Consider the following 16820-nt stretch of genomic DNA (forward strand, 5'->3'; position numbering starts at 1 on the left):
AGGGGAGTGCGGCGCGCGGCCGGGCGGCTGAGCCGGGGCGAATGATGGTCGGCGTCCCCGGACGATCCGTCATTCTGGGCATTGCCGCCGAAATTGGCAATTTGCCGATGAAGATCGATGTTGTCGGCTTTTCGTAAGAAATGTGCATCGGGGCGGCCGTGCGGCATTGCGCGGGCGTCGTCGCATCGGGCGCCTTCGCGGCGAAGCGCGATTCACTCAAGCACTACGTACTGATCTGCAGATACCCGTCGACGGCGGCGACCTTCGCACCACTGCCCGTCGACAGCGACGCCGTGCCCTGGTCGAACGGATGCACGGGCGTGTCGGTCGGCGTCCACGCATGGCGCGCCAGCAGTTCGCGATAGCCGCCGCGGATCACGAAGCCGCCGCATTTCTCCGCATACGCATCGCGCCGCATCCTGTATGCGCGCGGCAGGTCGTACCACGGCAGCGACGGCAGGTCGTGATGTACGAGGTGATAGTTGTTGTTCAGGTACAGCAGCCGCATCGCGAAGCCGGCTTCGTTGATCGCGATACGCGCTTTCGGATGCCGCGCGGCGCGATGCTCGTACAGCGAACGGATCATCGCGAGCGACAGCGCAGGCCACGTGATGGCCAGCAGGTAGTACCACCACGGCACGCCGATTGCCCACTGCAGCGATGCAAGCATCGCGACCACGCAGGCGGTGTGCGTGATCCACATCCGCAGATGGCGGAAGTCGCCGCGCCGGAACGCGGCGAACGCGTCGGCGAACATCGCGGCGACGCTCGTCGGCGGCCCGAACACGAGACGTCCGGCGAAGGTGGTGCGCGCAACCGTCAGCGCGCGACGCCAGCGCGGCAGCCGCGCCCACCGCTCGCGCGACACGTAGTTCGTTTCCGGGTCGACGCCCGGCACGGTCAGGTCCTCGTCGCGGTGATGGTCGAGGTGCGTGTCGCGATAGAGGGTGTACGGATACCAGATCGTCAGCGGCGGGTAGCCGAGCAGCCGGTTCACGAACGCGGAACGCGTCGGATGGCCGTGCAGCAGCTCGTGCTGCAGCGACAGGTGCCACGCGCCGAGCAGGATCAGCGGCGGTGTCGCGGCCGCGAGCGACAGGCGCTCGGCGCGTACCAGCAGCAGCATGGCGAGCCAGCCGCCGTAGATCGCGACGACCAGCAGCCACGTCGGCCACTCGGTGCGGGCAGTGAAGCGGGCGTTGAGTGCGGCGATCGCGCGCGCGTGGTCGACGTCGAAGTATTCGGCCATGGTGCTGGGGCGGGATGAAGCGGGTGATGCGGGTGCTATACGGGTAACGGGTAGCGGACAATCGCGCCGGCGTGGGCCGCGATGCGGTTGACAGACACGGGGCGCGGCTCGTAGTCGGCCGCTACGGCGGCTCGCGACGGTGTCGCGACACTGGAACGCTAACCGGCTCGCGTAGTCAGGCCAACCAAGCAATTCGCATTTGCTTATCGTTGCGCGGCAGATAAGCATTGACCGCCTCAGCGCGTGCCGGACCGGCGCGAAATCCAGGCGAACGGGCTTTCTCCAATGCATCGCTGGTGCGTAGAATGCACGCATGAGCCCATGGATCGCCGGACTGCCGATGTACAACGTGACGCCGCGCCACGCCGCACTGTGGCGCGCGTTGCTGCGTGACGCGCTCGATGCGTTCGCGCGTGCCGGCGGGCCTGCCGGCGTCGCGCTGCTCGACGAGCCGTTCGGGGATCTGCACGCGCTGTGGCATCGCAACGACTTGCTGTTGTCGCAGACATGCGGTTATCCGTACCGCATGCTCGGATTGCACGATGCCGTGCACCTGATCGCGACACCTGCATTCGATGCGCCCGGCTGCGACGGCGCGCGCTACAGCAGTGTGCTGGTGGTGTCGGCGCGCGTGCACTCGGGCGGCGCGACGACGCTGGCTGCCTGTCGCGGATTGCGGGCAGCATTCAACGGCGCGGATTCACACAGCGGGATGAACGCGTTCCGGCATGCGGTCGCGCCGCATGCGCATGACGGGCGTTTCTTCAGTTCGGTCGAGTCGTTCGGCTCGCACCTGAACGTGCTGCGGGCGCTGGCGGCAGGCGTTGCCGATTGCGCGGCGATCGACTGCGTAACGTTCGCGTATGTGCGTGACGCGCTGCCCGAGTTGTTGAACGACGTCCGGATCATCGGCATGACGGCGTCGGCGCCGGGCTTGCCGTTGATCGCGTCGAAGGCGCTGGACGCCACGCTGGCAGGCGCGTTGCAGGATGCGCTCGATCGCGCGGTCTCGGTCGATCCGGCGCGGGCGAACGCACTGCGGCTGAAGGGTTTCGAGCGTCTGCCGCCGAGTGCCTACGACACGATCGCCCGGTTCGCGCAGGACGCGGCCGCGCACGGGTATCCCGAGCTGGCGTGAGCGCCGCGTCCGCGCGCGGTGGCTAGAACGGCAACGTGCCGGGCGGCGCGTTGCGTACCACGGCGAGCGTCGTGCCGATATGGTCCTCGAGCGCGAGTGCCGCGCGTGCATCGGCGCGGCGCATCGCGGCCTCGAACAGGCATGTGTGCTCCGCATGCACGTCGCGCTTCGAATCGCAGAGCCCGATGCACACGCGCCGATAGCGTTCGCTTTGCTGCGACAGCATGCGCAGGATCAGGTACGTCCAGGGCGTCGCGGCCGCCGAAATCAGCGCTTCGTGAAAGCGCCGGTTGCACGCTTCCCATGCGGTGCGGTTTTCGATGGACACCGGCTGCTCCCAGGCCGACAGCATGTCGAAACTCTGCCGCACGCGTTGCGCCCATGCGTCGTCGCCGCGCCGCACGGACTCGCGCAGCGCGTCGACCTCGATATGAATGCGCAGCCGCGTGATGGCTTCGAGATCGTCGACCGACATCGGCGTCACGCGAAACCCGCGCTGCCCTTCGGCGACGACCAGCGCATCGCTGACGAGCCGCGTGAGCGCCTCGCGCAGCGTGCCCGCGCCGACGCCGTACGCGTCCTTCAGATGCTCGACGCGCAGCTTCGCGCCGGGCGGGTAATGTCCCTCGATGATGTGTTGCCGGAGCTGGTGATATGCATGCTCGCTGAGCGTGCGGGCATGCGGCTCGGCGGCGTCGGCGTCGGCCGGCTCGAGCGCCGGCGGCGGGTCGTCGAACGGATGGGCGGGCACGATGGTGTTCATGTCACGCGTCCTCCTGATCCTGCTTGCGGTTGAGCCGATAGCTGAGTTGCGCGCGCGTCAGGCCGAGCAAGCGCGCGGCGGCCGACAGGTTGCCGTTCGCGCGGTCGACGGCCTCGTGAAGCAGCGCCCGCTCGAGGCCGTCGAGGCCGCCGCCGCCCTGCAACTGGTCGAGGAGGGAGCCGCAGTCGATCGACATCGCGGCCGCCGGCCGGATCTGCCCGGCCCGATCGACCGTCGCGCCACCGGGCGCGCCGACGCCGGGGAACAGGTCCTTAGCGTCGACCGGACGGTTCGGGCGCGACAGGATCACCGCGCGCTCGATCAGGTTCTCGAGCTCGCGCACGTTGCCGGGCCAGCGGTAGCTGCGCAGCGCGTCGTACGCGTAGTCGGTCAGCGCCGGCGTCGGCTTGCCGTGCACGGCCGCGAAGCGTTCGAGCATTGCGTCGGCGAGCGGCGCGATGTCGTCCTGCCGTTCGCGCAGCGGCGGAATCAGCACCGGGTAGACGTTGATCCGGTAATAGAGATCGGCGCGAAAGGTGCCGTCGCGCACGGCCTGCTCGAGATCGCGGTTGGTCGCCGCGACGACGCGGACGTCCACCTTCCGGCCGTCGGTTGCGCCGAGCCGCTCGACCTCGCCCTCCTGAAGCACGCGCAGCAGCTTTGCCTGTACGTCGAGCGGCAGCTCGCCGATCTCGTCGAGAAACAGCGTGCCGCCGTCCGCGCGCTCGAAGCGGCCGGCGCGCGCGGCTTGCGAGCCCGTGAACGCGCCTTTCTCCGCGCCGAACAGTTCGGACTCGATCAGCGCATGCGGAATGGCCGCGCAGTTGATCGCGACGAACGGCTTTTGCGCGCGCGGGCTGAGGCCGTGCAGCGCACGCGCGAAGCGTTCCTTGCCGACGCCCGTTTCGCCGGTGAGCAGCACGGCGACCTTGGTCGGTGCGGCCGTTTCAAGCAGCGCATAGGCTGCACGAAATGCGTCGGAACGTCCGACGAGCCGGGTCCGGCTGTCGTCCGGCGTGATCTCGAGGCGCAACGATTCGACTTCGGTCTGCAGGTCGCGGATCGTGTTGATCAGCGAGTCGGCCTTGAACCACGACGAGATCTCGTCGGCATCCGGCCATTCCTCGGCAGGCTTGCCGACGATCGTGCAGTGCGGGTCGTGCATGCCGACGCAGGCCGTTTCCTTGAACAGGATCGTCCGGCCGATGAATGCGCTGGTGTAGCCGGTCGCATAGCCGATCAGCATCCAGCAGACGGGTTCGGGCTGCGGCCCGAACGTGCGGCGGTGCACGTCGGCCTCCCATGAATGTTCCCAGCGGTACTCGCAATAGAACGCGCCCGTCGCGGGATCGGCCTCGAACCGCAACGGCGTGACCTGAACGGCGCCTTCGAGCATGTGCAGTTGCGGGCCGACATGGAACATGTCGAACAACGACGCGCCGCTGCGAATTTCGCGGGCGAGCGCGGCGTCCCGTTCTCCGGCGGCGAAGCCGACCCGCGTGAAGAAGCGCCGCGTCTGTGCCGGTCCGACGCTTTCCATCAGTTCCTGGCGCAGCGTCGCCAGCGCGCCGGCATGCAGCAGCACCATCCGCTGACCGGCCAGCCAGATGCGACCGTCGCTCGCCGAAAAATGGATCAGCTTGCGCAGGTCGGTGTCCGGCGGCAATGGGGGCAGGCTGGGCGGCATCTTGTCTCCTCCGTCGAGATTTCTCGTGATTTTCAAGGTTTTCGCCAGCGGCGCCGCAGCGGGCGGATCGATTTGATCATTTCGTCAAATGCGTTCGACCGGGTTGCTCAAATGATGAAAAGCGCCACTGGATATGGGTTCAGGCGCGGTCGCCGGCGAGCGATTCCCGTTCTGGTTAACCGCCATTGTGGATCGCGAATTTGAACTTCGCGTCAGGGCTTTCCCTGAATTATCGAGATTTTTTGGGCGCCTGCCCGGACGTGGCACGGATGCTGCATTGAAGTGCGGCATGGAGGCGACACCGATCATGAATCAGCACCCGACCGACCTTTCCCCGCTCGACCCTGGCCGCAAGTGCGCGCGAGTGACCGGCACGAACGCGCGCGGCTTCGTCGAATTCGAGTTTTCGCTCGGCGGCGCGCCGGATCTGTTCGTCGAGCTGACGTTGTCTCCTGCCGCCTTCGACGCGTTCTGCCGCGAACAGCAGGTGACGCGGCTCGACGTCGAAGCGAACCCATGACCTTGAGGAGCAAGAAGTGACCATCGAGCTGAAGACAGTCGACATCAAGCCGCTCCGGCACACCTTCGCGCATGTCGCGCAGAACATCGGCGGCGACAAGACGGCGACGCGCTACCAGGAAGGCATGATGGGCGCGCAGCCCCAGGCGAACTTCCATTACCGGCCGACCTGGGACCCGGACCACGAGATATTCGATCCGTCGCGTTCGGCGATCCGGATGGCGAACTGGTACGCATTGAAGGATCCGCGCCAGTTCTACTACGCGTCGTGGGCGACGACACGCGCGCGCCAGCAGGACGCGATGGAGTCGAACTTCGAGTTCGTCGAATCGCGCCGGATGATTGGCCTGATGCGCGAGGACGTGGCCGCGCACGCGCTCGACGTGCTGGTGCCGCTGCGCCATGCCGCGTGGGGCGCGAACATGAACAACGCGCAGATCTGCGCGCTCGGCTACGGGACCGCGTTCACCGCGCCCGCGATGTTCCATGCGATGGACAACCTCGGCGTCGCGCAGTACCTGACGCGCCTCGCGCTCGCGATGGCCGAGCCCGACGTGCTCGATGCGGCCAAGGTCAGCTGGACGAACGACGCCGCATGGCAGCCGTTGCGCCGCTACGTAGAGGACACGCTGGTCGTGGCCGACCCGGTCGAGCTTTTCGTCGCGCAGAACCTCGCGCTCGACGGCCTGCTGTATCCGCTCGTCTACGACCGCTTCGTCGACGAACGGATCGCGCTCGCGGGCGGCTCGGCGGTCGCGATGCTCACCGCGTTCATGCCGGAATGGCACGCCGAATCGAATCGCTGGATCGACGCGGTGGTGAAGACCATGGCCGCCGAATCCGACGACAACCGCGCGCTGCTCGCCCGCTGGACCAGAGACTGGTCCGCACGCGCCGACGCGGCGCTCGCACCGGTCGCGGCGCGCGCGCTGCAGGATGCCGGCCGGGCAGCGCTCGACGAAGTGCGCGAGCAGTTCCATGCACGCGTCGCAAAGCTCGGCCTCGCGCTCTGACGCCGCGCATATCCCCTCACCCCAAGGAAAGCCAGCATGTCGAACGTATTCATCGCCTTTCAGGCCAATGAGGAGTCCAGACCGATCGTCGACGCGATCGTCGCCGACAACCCGCGCGCGGTGGTGGTCGAGTCGCCCGGGATGGTCAAGATCGACGCGCCGGACCGGCTGACGATCCGCCGCGAAACGATCGAGGAACTGACCGGCACGCGCTTCGACCTGCAGCAGCTGCAGGTGAACCTGATCACGCTGTCCGGCCACATCGACGAAGACGACGACCAGTTCACGCTGAGCTGGTCGCACTGAACGCCGCGCAACACGTACCGACAACACCGGAGACACGAATGGACACGCCAACGCTCAAGAAAAAGCTCGGCCTGAAGGACCGCTACGCGGCGATGACGCGCGGCCTCGGCTGGGAGACGACCTATCAGCCGATGGACAAGGTCTTCCCGTACGACCGCTACGAAGGCATCAAGATCCACGACTGGGACAAGTGGGTCGACCCGTTCCGCCTGACGATGGATGCGTACTGGAAATACCAGGGCGAGAAGGAGAAGAAGCTGTACGCGGTGATCGATGCGTTCACGCAGAACAACGCGTTCCTCGGCGTGACCGACGCGCGCTACATCAACGCGCTGAAGCTCTTCATCCAGGGCGTGACGCCGCTTGAATATCTCGCGCATCGCGGTTTCGCGCACGTCGGCCGGCACTTCACCGGCGAGGGCGCGCGCATCGCGTGCCAGATGCAGTCGATCGACGAGTTGCGGCACTACCAGACCGAAACGCACGCGATGTCGACGTACAACAAGTTCTTCAACGGCTTCCATCATTCGAACCACTGGTTCGACCGCGTCTGGTACCTGTCGGTGCCGAAGTCGTTCTTCGAGGACGCGTATTCGTCGGGGCCGTTCGAGTTCCTGACGGCGGTCAGCTTCTCGTTCGAATACGTGCTGACGAACCTGCTGTTCGTGCCGTTCATGTCGGGCGCCGCGTACAACGGCGACATGTCGACCGTCACGTTCGGCTTTTCCGCGCAGTCGGACGAATCGCGTCACATGACGCTCGGCATCGAGTGCATCAAGTTTCTGCTCGAGCAGGACCCGGACAACGTGCCGATCGTGCAGCGCTGGATCGACAAGTGGTTCTGGCGCGGCTACCGGCTGCTCACGCTGGTCGCGATGATGATGGACTACATGCAGCCGAAGCGCGTGATGAGCTGGCGCGAGTCGTGGGAGATGTACGCGGAGCAGAACGGCGGCGCGCTGTTCAAGGATCTCGCGCGCTACGGCATTCGCGAGCCGAAGGGCTGGCAGGACGCGTGCGAAGGCAAGGACCACATCAGCCACCAGGCATGGTCGACCTTCTACGGCTTCAACGCGGCGTCGGCGTTCCACACGTGGGTGCCGACCGAGGACGAGATGGCGTGGCTGTCCGCGAAGTATCCCGACTCGTTCGACCGCTATTACCGCCCGCGCTTCGACTACTGGGGAGAGCAGGCGAAGGCCGGCAACCGCTTCTACATGAAGACGCTGCCGATGCTGTGCCAGACCTGCCAGATCCCGATGCTGTTCACCGAGCCCGGCAACCCGACGAAGATCGGCGCGCGCGAGTCGAACTACCTCGGCAACAAGTTCCATTTCTGCAGCGATCACTGCAAGGAAATCTTCGACCACGAGCCGCAGAAGTACGTGCAGGCGTGGCTGCCCGTGCACCAGATCTATCAGGGCAACTGCTTCCCGCCCGATGCGGACCCGAGCGCGGAAGGCTTCGATCCGCTCGCCGCGGTGCTCGATTACTACGAAGTGCAGATGGGCCGCGACAACCTCGATTTCGACGGCTCGGAAGACCAGAAGAACTTCGCGGCCTGGCGCGGCCAGGCCACGAGCAACTGATCGATACACAACCTTGAACGAGACCGGCGTACGCGCGAATGCGCAAACGCCGGCCGACAGGAGACAAACATGGCAGTCATCGCGCTCAAACCCTACGACTTCCCGATCAAGGATGCGGTCGGGAAGTTTCCGGCGCCGCTGCTTTACGTGTGCTGGGAAAACCACCTGATGTTTCCCGCGCCGTTCTGCCTGCCGCTGCCGCCCGACATGCCGTTCGGCGCGCTCGCCGACAAGGTGCTGCCGCCGGTCTACGGCTATCACCCCGACTTCGCGAAGATCGACTGGGGCCGCGTCGAGTGGTTTCGCTCCGGTGAGCCTTGGACGCCGGACGCAGCGAAGAGCCTGGCCGACAACGGCCTCGGGCACAAGGACCTGATCAGCTTCCGCACGCCGGGCCTCGACGGCCTCGGCGGCGCGAGCTTCTGACCGCCACGCGGACGAGCGAACCATCATGAGCCACCAACTTACCATCGAGCCGCTGGGCGTCACGATCGAGGTCGAGGAAGGACAGACGATGCTCGATGCCGCGCTGCGCCAGGGCATCTACATTCCGCATGCGTGCTGTCACGGCCTGTGCGGCACCTGCAAGGTCGCGGTGCTCGACGGCGAAACCGATCTCGGCGACGCGAACCCGTTCGCGCTGATGGATTTCGAACGCGAGGAAGGCAAGGCGCTCGCGTGCTGCGCGACGCTGCAGGCCGACACCGTGATCGAGGCCGACGTCGACGAGGAGCCGGACGCGGAAATCATTCCGGTCAAGGATTTCGCGGCTGACGTGACGCGCATCGAGCAGCTCACGCCGACCATCAAGTCGATCCGGCTGAAGCTGTCGCAGCCGATCCATTTCCAGGCGGGCCAGTACGTGCAGCTCGAGATTCCCGGTCTCGGTCAGAGCCGCGCGTTTTCGATCGCGAACGCGCCGGCCGACGTCGCGGCCACCGGCGAGATCGAACTGAACGTGCGGCAGGTGCCGGGCGGGCTCGGCACCGGCTACCTGCACGAGCAGCTGGCCACCGGCGACCGCATGCGGCTGTCGGGCCCGTACGGGCGCTTCTTCGTGCGTCGCTCGGCCGCGCGGCCAATGATCTTCATGGCCGGCGGATCGGGGCTGTCGAGCCCGCGCTCGATGATCGCGGACCTGCTCGCCAGCGGCGTCACCGCGCCGATCACGCTGGTCTACGGCCAGCGCAACGCGAAGGAACTGTACTACCACGACGAATTCCGCGCGCTCGCCGAACGCCACCCGAACTTCACGTACGTGCCGGCGTTGTCCGAAGGCGCGCCGGATGCCGGCGGCGAAGTCGCGCAAGGGTTCGTGCACGACGTCGCGAAGGCGCATTTCGACGGCGACTTCTCGGGGCACCAGGCCTACCTGTGCGGCCCGCCCGCGATGATCGACGCGTGCATCACGACGCTGATGCAGGGGCGCCTGTTCGAGCGCGACATCTATCACGAGAAGTTCATCTCGGCGGCCGACGTGCAACAGACGCGCAGCCCGCTGTTCCGGCGGGTGTGACATGGATGCGGGCCGCGTATGCGGGACGGTCAGGATCGCGCAGACCGACGAGCGCTATGCGTGCGTGTCGGGCGAGTCGTTGCTGGCGGGCATGGCGAAGCTCGGCCGACGCGGCATTCCGGTCGGCTGCCTGAACGGCGGGTGCGGCGTGTGCAAGGTGCGCGTGCTGCGCGGCGCCGTGCGCAAGCTCGGGCCGGTCAGCCGCGCACACGTCAGCGCGGAAGAGGAGGACGACGGCTATGCGCTCGCGTGCCGTGTGGTGCCGGACGGCGACGTGGAACTGGAGGTGGCCGGCCGGTTGAAAAAGCCGTTCTTCTGCGGCGCGGCCGGTGCCGGCGCGCCGACGATCGACAAGTAACCAGGAAACCAGGAGGAGACACATCATGGGTGTGATGCGTATTGGTCATGTCAGTCTGAAGGTGATGGACATGGAAGCGGCGCTGCGTCATTACGTGCGCGTGCTCGGCATGCAGGAGACGATGCGCGACGCGGCGGGCAACGTCTATCTGAAATGCTGGGACGAATGGGACAAGTATTCGCTGATCCTGTCGCCGTCCGATCAGGCGGGGCTCAAGCACGCCGCGTACAAGGTCGAACACGACGCCGACCTGGACGCGTTGCAGCAGCGTATCGAGGCCTACGGGATCGCGACCGAGATGCTGCCCGAAGGCGCGCTGCCGGCGGTCGGCCGTCAATTGCGGTTCCTGCTGCCGAGCGGGCACGAACTGCGGCTGTTCGCGAAGAAGGCGCTGGTGGGCACCGCGGTCGGCTCGCTGAACCCCGATCCGTGGCCTGACGACGTTCCGGGCTCGGCCGTCCACTGGCTCGACCACTGCCTGCTGATGTGCGAACTGAACCCCGAAACCGGCGTGAACCGTGTCGAGGAGAACACGCGCTTCATGGCCGAGTGCCTCGACTTCCATCTGGCCGAACAGGTGATGGTCGGCCCCGGCAACACGATCCAGGCCGCGACGTGGATGTTCCGCAGCACGACGCCGCACGACATCGCGTTCGTCGGCGGCCCGCGCAACGGCCTGCATCACATCGCGTTCTTCCTCGACGACTGGGCCGACGTGCTGAAGTCGGCCGACGTCATGGCGAAGAACAAGGTGAAGATCGACGTCGCGCCGACGCGGCACGGCATCACGCGCGGCACCACCATCTATTTCTTCGATCCGAGCGGCAATCGCAACGAGACGTTCGCGGGGCTGGGTTATCTCGCGCAACCCGATCGCCCGGTCACGACGTGGACCGAGGAGGAGCTCGGGCGCGGGATCTTCTTCCACTCCGGCGAGCTGAACGAAGCGTTCACGACCGTCTACACCTGAGCCGCGAGGAGCCCAGCGTCATGGATCGAAACGACACGAAGCGGAGCATCGACATGCGCACGATCGCCTGGCCCGCCGCGGCGCGCGCGGCGCAAGCGGCGGCCGAGGCCGCCGAACGGCTCGGCGTGCGCGTCAACGTCGCGGTCGTCGATGCGGCCGGACTGCTCGCGGCATTCGTCCGCATGCCCGGCGCACCGCTGCATTCGATCGATATCGCGATCGACAAGGCGTACACGGCCGCGAGCTTCGGTCTGCCCACCGGCGCGTGGCACGCCGCATTGGCGTCGCACTCGGACGCGGTGCGGCAGGGCCTCGTGCTGCGGCCGCGCTTCGTCGCATTCGGCGGCGGGTTGCCGATCGTCGAAGACGGCGCGTTGATCGGCGGCATCGGCGTATCGGGCGGCAGCGAGGCGCAGGACGAGCAATGCGCGAACGCGGGGCGCGACGCGGCCGGCTTCGGCGGGCCATGACGCACGGCACGAAAGCGCGCTCCACGAACCCACGGATTCACGACTATCGGCACACACATCATGTACGACACCGAACCCATCGCCGCGACACGCGGCCCCGCCGGCGGGCAGCCGGAACCGCGGCTCGTCCGCAACTTCATCGACGGCGACTATCGCGCGGGTGAACGCTGGTTCGACAAGCGCTCGCCGCTCGACAACGCGGTGATCGCGCGCGTTGCCGAAGCGAGCCGCGCGGACGTCGACGCGGCGGTACAGGCCGCACGCGCGGCGCTGGCCGGCCCGTGGGGCGGCCTGACCGTCGCGCAGCGCGTCGAGCTCCTGTATGCGGTGGCCGACGGCATCACGCGCCGCTTCGACGATTTCCTCGAAGCCGAAGTGGCCGACACCGGCAAGCCGGTGAGCCTCGCGAGCCATATCGACATCCCGCGCGGCGCCGCGAACTTCAAGGTGTTCGCCGACGTGGTGAAGAACGTGCCCGGCGAAACCTTCGAGATGGCGACGCCGGACGGCGCGGGCGCGCTCAACTACGCGATCCGCCGGCCGGTCGGCGTGGTCGGCGTGATCTGCCCGTGGAATCTGCCGCTGCTGCTGATGACGTGGAAGGTCGGGCCCGCGCTCGCGTGCGGCAACGCGGTGGTCGTGAAGCCGTCGGAGGAAACGCCGCAGACGGCCGCGCTGCTCGGCGAGGTGATGAACGCGGCCGGCGTGCCGCGCGGCGTCTACAACGTCGTGCACGGCTTCGGGCCCGGCTCGGCTGGCGAATTCCTGACGACCCATCCGGGTGTGAACGCGATCACGTTCACCGGCGAGACGCGCACCGGCGCGGCGATCATGAAAGCCGCGGCCGACGGCGCGCGGCCCGTCAGCCTCGAGATGGGCGGCAAGAACGCGGCGATCGTGTTCGCCGATTGCGATTTCGATGCGGCCGTCGAGGGTACGCTGCGCTCGTGCTTCGCGAACGCGGGGCAGGTGTGCCTCGGCACCGAGCGCGTGTATGTCGAGCGTCCGCTGTTCGAGCGCTTCGTCGCCGCGCTGAAGGCTGGCGCCGAACGGCTGCGGCCCGGCCGTCCGGAAGCGGAGTCGACCGGCCTCGGCCCGCTCATCAGCCAGGAGCATCGCGACAAGGTGCTGTCGTATTACCGCAAGGCGGCCGAACTCGGCGCGACGGTCGTGACGGGCGGCGGCGTGCCCGACATGCCGGCGGACCTGCGCGGCGGCGCGTGGGTGCAGCCGACGATCTGGACCGGCCTCGGCGACGATTCGCCGATCGCGCGCGACGAGATCTTCGGGCCGTGCACGCTGGTGATGCCGTTCGATTCCGAAGCCGAGGTGATCGGCCGCGCGAACGCGAATGCGTACGGGCTGTCGACCGCGATCTGGACGACCAACCTGTCGCGTGCGCACCGCGTCGCGGCGTCGATCGACGTCGGCATCGCGTGGGTCAATTCATGGTTCCTGCGCGACCTGCGTACCGCGTTCGGCGGCGCGAAGCAATCGGGCATCGGCCGCGAGGGCGGCGTGCATTCGCTCGAGTTCTACACGGAGCTCCGCAACGTCTGCATCAAGCTCTGACCCCTCTGTTAACGACCGGAAAACTCTTATGGACTCCACGTTGATTACCACGCTGGGCGACCGGCTGTACGACGCGATGACGTCGCGCGAGCCCATCGCGCCGCTGACGTCGCAGCACGAGGATCTGTCGGTCGACGACGCGTACCGGATCCAGCAGCGCTTCGTGCAGCGCCGCCTGGATGCGGGCGAGACCGTCATCGGCAAGAAGATCGGCGTCACGTCGAAGGCGGTGATGGACATGCTCGGCGTCTACCAGCCCGACTTCGGCTACCTGCTGTCGGGCATGGTGTACGGCGAGGGCGAATGCATCGCGCTCGACACGCTGATCCAGCCGAAGGCCGAAGGCGAGATCGCGTTCGTGCTGAAGCGCGACCTGCTCGGCCCGGGCGTGACGAACGCGATGGTGCTCGCCGCGACCGAGTGCGTGATGCCGTGCTTCGAGATCGTCGACTCGCGCATCCGCGACTGGAAGATCCGCATCGGCGACACGGTGGCCGACAACGCGTCGTGCGGCGTGTTCGTGCTCGGCGACCGGGCGGTGAGCACGCGCAGCGTCGATCTGTCGACCTGCGGCATGGTGCTCGAGAAGAACGGCGACGTGATCGGCACCGGCGCCGGCGCGGCCGCGCTCGGCTCGCCGGTCAACGCCGTCGCATGGCTCGCCAACACGCTCGGCCGCCTCGGCATCCCGCTGAAGGCCGGCGAAGTGATTCTGTCCGGCGCGCTCGCTGCGATGGCGCCGGTCGGGCGCGGCGACAACTTCCGCGTGTCGATCGGCGGGATCGGCGCGTGTTCGGTGCGGTTCGCGTGAGCGCCGCCCGTTCCCCTTTCCACGCAAACGAGGAATTCCCCATGACCCGAAAGATCCGTTGCGCGCTGATCGGCCCCGGCAACATCGGCACCGACCTGCTCGCCAAACTGATGCGCAGCCCCGTGCTCGAACCCGTGTGGATGGTCGGCATCGATCCCGATTCCGATGGCCTGAAGCGTGCGCGCGAACTCGGCCTCAAGACCACCTCGGACGGCGTCGACGGCCTGCTGCCGCATGTGCAGGCCGACGGCGTGCGGATCGCGTTCGACGCGACGAGCGCATACGTCCACGCGGAAAACAGCCGCAAGCTGAACGCGCTCGGCGTGCTGATGATCGACCTGACGCCGGCCGCGATCGGCCCGTACTGCGTGCCGCCCGTCAACCTGAAGGATCACATCGGCTCCGGCGAGATGAACGTGAACATGGTCACGTGCGGCGGCCAGGCGACGATTCCGATGGTGCGCGCGATCTCCCGCGTGCAGCCGGTCGCGTATGGCGAGATCGTCGCGACCGTGTCGTCGCGCTCGGTCGGCCCCGGCACGCGCAAGAACATCGACGAATTCACGCGCACGACGGCCGCGGCCGTCGCGCAGGTCGGCGGCGCGAACGAGGGCAAGGCGATCATCGTGATCAACCCGGCCGATCCGCCGCTCATCATGCGCGACACCGTGCACTGCCTGACCGAAACCGCGCCCGACGAAGCGCGCATCGTCGAATCGGTGCACGCGATGATCGCCGACGTGCAGCGCTACGTGCCCGGCTACCGGCTCGTCAACGGGCCGGTGTTCGACGGCAACCGCGTGTCGGTCTATCTCGAGGTCGAAGGTCTCGGCGACTACCTGCCGAAATACGCGGGCAACCTCGACATCATGACGGCCGCTGCCGCGCGCACCGCCGAGATGTTCGCCGAGGAACTGCTGGCCGGCCGCCTCACGCTGGCGTCGGCCGCCCAGGCGGCCTGACGCCGGCAGACGCGACTTCCACGACCGGACGAAAGGAACGGAAATGAATCTCAAAGGCAAACGAATCACCGTCCACGACATGACGCTGCGTGACGGCATGCACCCGAAGCGTCACCAGATGACGCTCGACCAGATGCGCTCGATCGCGAGCGGGCTCGACGCGGCCGGCGTGCCGCTGATCGAAGTCACGCACGGCGACGGCCTCGGCGGCTCGTCGGTCAACTACGGCTTTCCCGCGCATACCGACGCGGAATACCTCGGCGCGGTGATCCCGCTGCTCAAGCGCGCGAAGGTGTCGGCGCTGCTGCTGCCGGGCATCGGCACCGTCGACCACCTGAAGGAGGCGCACGCGCTCGGCGTGCATACGATCCGCGTCGCGACGCACTGCACCGAGGCGGACGTCTCCGAACAGCACATCGCAATGGCGCGCAAGCTCGACATGGATACCGTCGGCTTCCTGATGATGAGCCACATGAACAGCCCCGACGGGCTGGTGAAGCAGGCGAAGCTGATGGAGTCGTACGGCGCGAACTGCATCTACATCACCGATTCGGCCGGCTACATGCTGCCCGACGACGTGAAGGTCCGCCTCGGAGCCGTGCGCGACGCGCTGCTGCCTGAAACGGAACTGGGCTTCCACGGCCACCACAACCTCGCGATGGGCGTCGCGAACTCGATCGCCGCGATCGAGGCCGGTGCGAACCGGATCGACGGCGCGGCGGCGGGGCTCGGCGCCGGCGCGGGCAACACGCCGCTGGAAGTGTTCGTCGCCGTCTGCGAGCGGATGGGCATCGAGACCGGCGTGGACGTGTGGAAGATCCAGGACGTCGCCGAGGATCTCGTCGTGCCGATGATGGACTTCCCGATCCGCATCGACCGCGACGCGCTGACGCTCGGCTATGCGGGCGTGTACGGCTCGTTCCTGCTGTTCGCGAAGCGCGCGGGCGAGAAGTACGGGATTCCGGCGCGCGACATCCTCGTCGAGCTCGGCCGGCGCGGCATGGTCGGCGGGCAGGAGGACATGATCGAGGACACCGCGCTGACGCTCGCGAAGGCGCGCGCGGCGCGACCGAAGCGGGAGGCCGCATGAATCTGACGACCGACACGATCGAGTCGCTGGCCGCGCATCTCGACGACTGCATGCGCGAGGCGCGCGACACGCCGAAGATCACCGACCGTCATCCGGAGATGGACTGGGACGACGCGTATGCGGTGCAGGATGCGATCCGCCGCCGGCAGCTTGCGCGCGGCGCGCGGATCGTCGGCTACAAGGCCGGCCTGACGTCGCACGCGAAGATGCGGCAGATGGGGGTGGACACGCCCGTGTTCGGCTTCCTGACCGACGTTCATGACCTGCCCGACGGCGGCGAGTGCGATACGTCCGCGCTGATTCATCCGAAGGTGGAGCCGGAGATCGCATTCGTGACGAAGGCCGAACTGAAGGGGCCCGGCTGCCATGTCGGCGCGGTCCTCGCCGCGACGGACTTCGTTGTCGCCGGGATCGAGGTGATCGACAGCCGCTACCGCGACTTCAAGTTCGACCTGAAGAGCGTGGTGGCCGACAACACGTCGGCCGCGCGCTTCGTCGCGGGCGGCCGGCCGCTGGCTGTGGACGGCGTCGACCTGCGCACGCTCGGCATCGTGCTCGAGAAGAACGGGCTGCCGGTAGCGTTCGGCGCCGGTGCGGCCGTGCTCGGGCATCCGGCCGCCGCGATCGCGATGCTCGCGAACCATCTCGGCGCGCGCGGCGAATCGATTCCGGCGGGCAGCCTGATCCTGTCGGGCGGCATCACGGAGGCGGTGGCCGTCGCGGCCGGCGACAACGTGACGCTGCGCGTGCAGGACATCGGGTCGATCGGCCTGCGATTCATCTGAACGTTCCGAACGCAAAGGGAGG

General features: G+C 67.4%; 18 protein-coding genes. 15 read left to right on the forward strand and 3 right to left on the reverse strand.

The genetic code is table 11. The features are described from left to right. Positions 1-223: 223 nt before the first annotated feature. On the reverse strand, positions 224-1249 hold the full coding sequence (locus tag WS75_RS27060) for a fatty acid desaturase (RefSeq protein ID WP_059685084.1): 1026 nt from the start codon (positions 1247-1249) through the stop codon (positions 224-226). A 313-nt stretch (positions 1250-1562) separates the two neighbouring features. On the opposite strand from WS75_RS27060, the gene WS75_RS27065 reads away from it, so the two are divergent. Then, on the forward strand, positions 1563-2387 hold the full coding sequence (locus WS75_RS27065; RefSeq protein WP_059685086.1) for a phosphate/phosphite/phosphonate ABC transporter substrate-binding protein: 825 nt from the start codon (positions 1563-1565) through the stop codon (positions 2385-2387). Between the two features lie 22 nt (positions 2388-2409). Here the strand turns inward: WS75_RS27065 and WS75_RS27070 are convergent, their stop codons facing one another. Together WS75_RS27070 and WS75_RS27075 are read right to left on the reverse strand one after the other, a co-directional pair. After that, positions 2410-3150 carry a GntR family transcriptional regulator gene (locus WS75_RS27070; protein WP_059685088.1) on the reverse strand — a complete coding sequence of 247 codons (741 nt, stop codon included), beginning with the start codon at positions 3148-3150 and terminating at the stop codon, positions 2410-2412. Between the two features lies 1 nt (position 3151). Next, positions 3152-4837 carry a sigma-54-dependent Fis family transcriptional regulator gene (locus tag WS75_RS27075; protein WP_059685090.1) on the reverse strand — a complete coding sequence of 562 codons (1686 nt, stop codon included), beginning with the start codon at positions 4835-4837 and terminating at the stop codon, positions 3152-3154. A gap of 133 nt (positions 4838-4970) precedes the next feature. On the opposite strand from WS75_RS27075, the gene WS75_RS34785 reads away from it, so the two are divergent. From WS75_RS34785 to dmpH, 14 genes are all read left to right on the forward strand, one after another. Continuing rightward, a complete protein-coding gene (locus WS75_RS34785; protein ID WP_257129461.1) occupies positions 4971-5357 on the forward strand; it encodes a phenol hydroxylase subunit in 387 nt (128 codons plus the stop codon). Between the two features lie 16 nt (positions 5358-5373). Beyond that, positions 5374-6369, forward strand: a complete 996-nt coding sequence (locus WS75_RS27085; RefSeq protein ID WP_059685095.1) for a phenol hydroxylase — start codon at positions 5374-5376, stop codon at positions 6367-6369. Positions 6370-6405: 36 nt separating this feature from the next. Beyond that, on the forward strand, positions 6406-6675 hold the full coding sequence (locus WS75_RS27090; protein WP_059685098.1) for an MmoB/DmpM family protein: 270 nt from the start codon (positions 6406-6408) through the stop codon (positions 6673-6675). A 38-nt stretch (positions 6676-6713) separates the two neighbouring features. Continuing rightward, complete coding sequence (locus tag WS75_RS27095) at positions 6714-8264, forward strand: aromatic/alkene/methane monooxygenase hydroxylase/oxygenase subunit alpha (RefSeq protein WP_059685100.1); 1551 nt, start codon at positions 6714-6716, stop codon at positions 8262-8264. Between the two features lie 69 nt (positions 8265-8333). Beyond that, a complete protein-coding gene (locus WS75_RS27100; protein ID WP_059685102.1) occupies positions 8334-8690 on the forward strand; it encodes a phenol hydroxylase subunit P4 in 357 nt (118 codons plus the stop codon). Positions 8691-8715: 25 nt separating this feature from the next. Then, positions 8716-9780, forward strand: a complete 1065-nt coding sequence (locus WS75_RS27105) for an NADH:ubiquinone reductase (Na(+)-transporting) subunit F (RefSeq protein WP_059685104.1) — start codon at positions 8716-8718, stop codon at positions 9778-9780. 1 nt (position 9781) lies between these two features. Further along, positions 9782-10138, forward strand: a complete 357-nt coding sequence (locus tag WS75_RS27110) for a 2Fe-2S iron-sulfur cluster-binding protein (protein ID WP_059685106.1) — start codon at positions 9782-9784, stop codon at positions 10136-10138. A 25-nt stretch (positions 10139-10163) separates the two neighbouring features. Continuing rightward, positions 10164-11108 carry a catechol 2,3-dioxygenase gene (locus WS75_RS27115; RefSeq protein ID WP_059685108.1) on the forward strand — a complete coding sequence of 315 codons (945 nt, stop codon included), beginning with the start codon at positions 10164-10166 and terminating at the stop codon, positions 11106-11108. A 20-nt stretch (positions 11109-11128) separates the two neighbouring features. Continuing rightward, the gene (locus tag WS75_RS27120) at positions 11129-11578 is read left to right on the forward strand and encodes a GlcG/HbpS family heme-binding protein (protein WP_059685110.1); all 450 of its coding nucleotides are present in this window, start codon (positions 11129-11131) and stop codon (positions 11576-11578) included. Positions 11579-11638: 60 nt separating this feature from the next. Continuing rightward, positions 11639-13150 carry a 2-hydroxymuconic semialdehyde dehydrogenase gene (locus WS75_RS27125; protein ID WP_059685112.1) on the forward strand — a complete coding sequence of 504 codons (1512 nt, stop codon included), beginning with the start codon at positions 11639-11641 and terminating at the stop codon, positions 13148-13150. Positions 13151-13178: 28 nt separating this feature from the next. Further along, positions 13179-13961, forward strand: a complete 783-nt coding sequence (gene dmpE, locus WS75_RS27130) for a 2-oxopent-4-enoate hydratase (RefSeq protein ID WP_059604944.1) — start codon at positions 13179-13181, stop codon at positions 13959-13961. Positions 13962-14002: 41 nt separating this feature from the next. Beyond that, positions 14003-14923 (forward strand): acetaldehyde dehydrogenase (acetylating), encoded by a 921-nt coding sequence (locus WS75_RS27135; protein ID WP_059685114.1) that lies wholly within the window; start codon positions 14003-14005, stop codon positions 14921-14923. Positions 14924-14966: 43 nt separating this feature from the next. Next, positions 14967-16013 (forward strand): 4-hydroxy-2-oxovalerate aldolase, encoded by a 1047-nt coding sequence (dmpG, locus tag WS75_RS27140; RefSeq protein WP_059685116.1) that lies wholly within the window; start codon positions 14967-14969, stop codon positions 16011-16013. Continuing rightward, positions 16010-16798, forward strand: a complete 789-nt coding sequence (gene dmpH, locus WS75_RS27145) for a 2-oxo-3-hexenedioate decarboxylase (protein ID WP_059685119.1) — start codon at positions 16010-16012, stop codon at positions 16796-16798. The genes dmpG and dmpH overlap by 4 nt, the downstream gene beginning before the upstream one ends. Positions 16799-16820: the final 22 nt, after the last annotated feature.

The sequence above is a fragment of the Burkholderia sp. FL-7-2-10-S1-D7 genome (assembly GCF_001524185.1).
Lineage (GTDB): Bacteria > Pseudomonadota > Gammaproteobacteria > Burkholderiales > Burkholderiaceae > Burkholderia > Burkholderia diffusa.

Coding starts and splice junctions, on each gene's coding strand:
- WS75_RS27060 (WP_059685084.1), bottom strand. CDS start 1,249: ATGGCCGAATACTTCGACGTCGACCACGCGCGCGCGATCGCCGCACTC.
- WS75_RS27065 (WP_059685086.1), top strand. CDS start 1,563: ATGAGCCCATGGATCGCCGGACTGCCGATGTACAACGTGACGCCGCGC.
- WS75_RS27070 (WP_059685088.1), bottom strand. CDS start 3,150: ATGAACACCATCGTGCCCGCCCATCCGTTCGACGACCCGCCGCCGGCG.
- WS75_RS27075 (WP_059685090.1), bottom strand. CDS start 4,837: ATGCCGCCCAGCCTGCCCCCATTGCCGCCGGACACCGACCTGCGCAAG.
- WS75_RS34785 (WP_257129461.1), top strand. CDS start 4,971: ATGGGTTCAGGCGCGGTCGCCGGCGAGCGATTCCCGTTCTGGTTAACC.
- WS75_RS27090 (WP_059685098.1), top strand. CDS start 6,406: ATGTCGAACGTATTCATCGCCTTTCAGGCCAATGAGGAGTCCAGACCG.
- WS75_RS27095 (WP_059685100.1), top strand. CDS start 6,714: ATGGACACGCCAACGCTCAAGAAAAAGCTCGGCCTGAAGGACCGCTAC.
- WS75_RS27100 (WP_059685102.1), top strand. CDS start 8,334: ATGGCAGTCATCGCGCTCAAACCCTACGACTTCCCGATCAAGGATGCG.
- WS75_RS27105 (WP_059685104.1), top strand. CDS start 8,716: ATGAGCCACCAACTTACCATCGAGCCGCTGGGCGTCACGATCGAGGTC.
- WS75_RS27110 (WP_059685106.1), top strand. CDS start 9,782: ATGGATGCGGGCCGCGTATGCGGGACGGTCAGGATCGCGCAGACCGAC.
- WS75_RS27115 (WP_059685108.1), top strand. CDS start 10,164: ATGGGTGTGATGCGTATTGGTCATGTCAGTCTGAAGGTGATGGACATG.
- WS75_RS27120 (WP_059685110.1), top strand. CDS start 11,129: ATGGATCGAAACGACACGAAGCGGAGCATCGACATGCGCACGATCGCC.
- WS75_RS27125 (WP_059685112.1), top strand. CDS start 11,639: ATGTACGACACCGAACCCATCGCCGCGACACGCGGCCCCGCCGGCGGG.
- dmpE (WP_059604944.1), top strand. CDS start 13,179: ATGGACTCCACGTTGATTACCACGCTGGGCGACCGGCTGTACGACGCG.
- WS75_RS27135 (WP_059685114.1), top strand. CDS start 14,003: ATGACCCGAAAGATCCGTTGCGCGCTGATCGGCCCCGGCAACATCGGC.
- dmpG (WP_059685116.1), top strand. CDS start 14,967: ATGAATCTCAAAGGCAAACGAATCACCGTCCACGACATGACGCTGCGT.
- dmpH (WP_059685119.1), top strand. CDS start 16,010: ATGAATCTGACGACCGACACGATCGAGTCGCTGGCCGCGCATCTCGAC.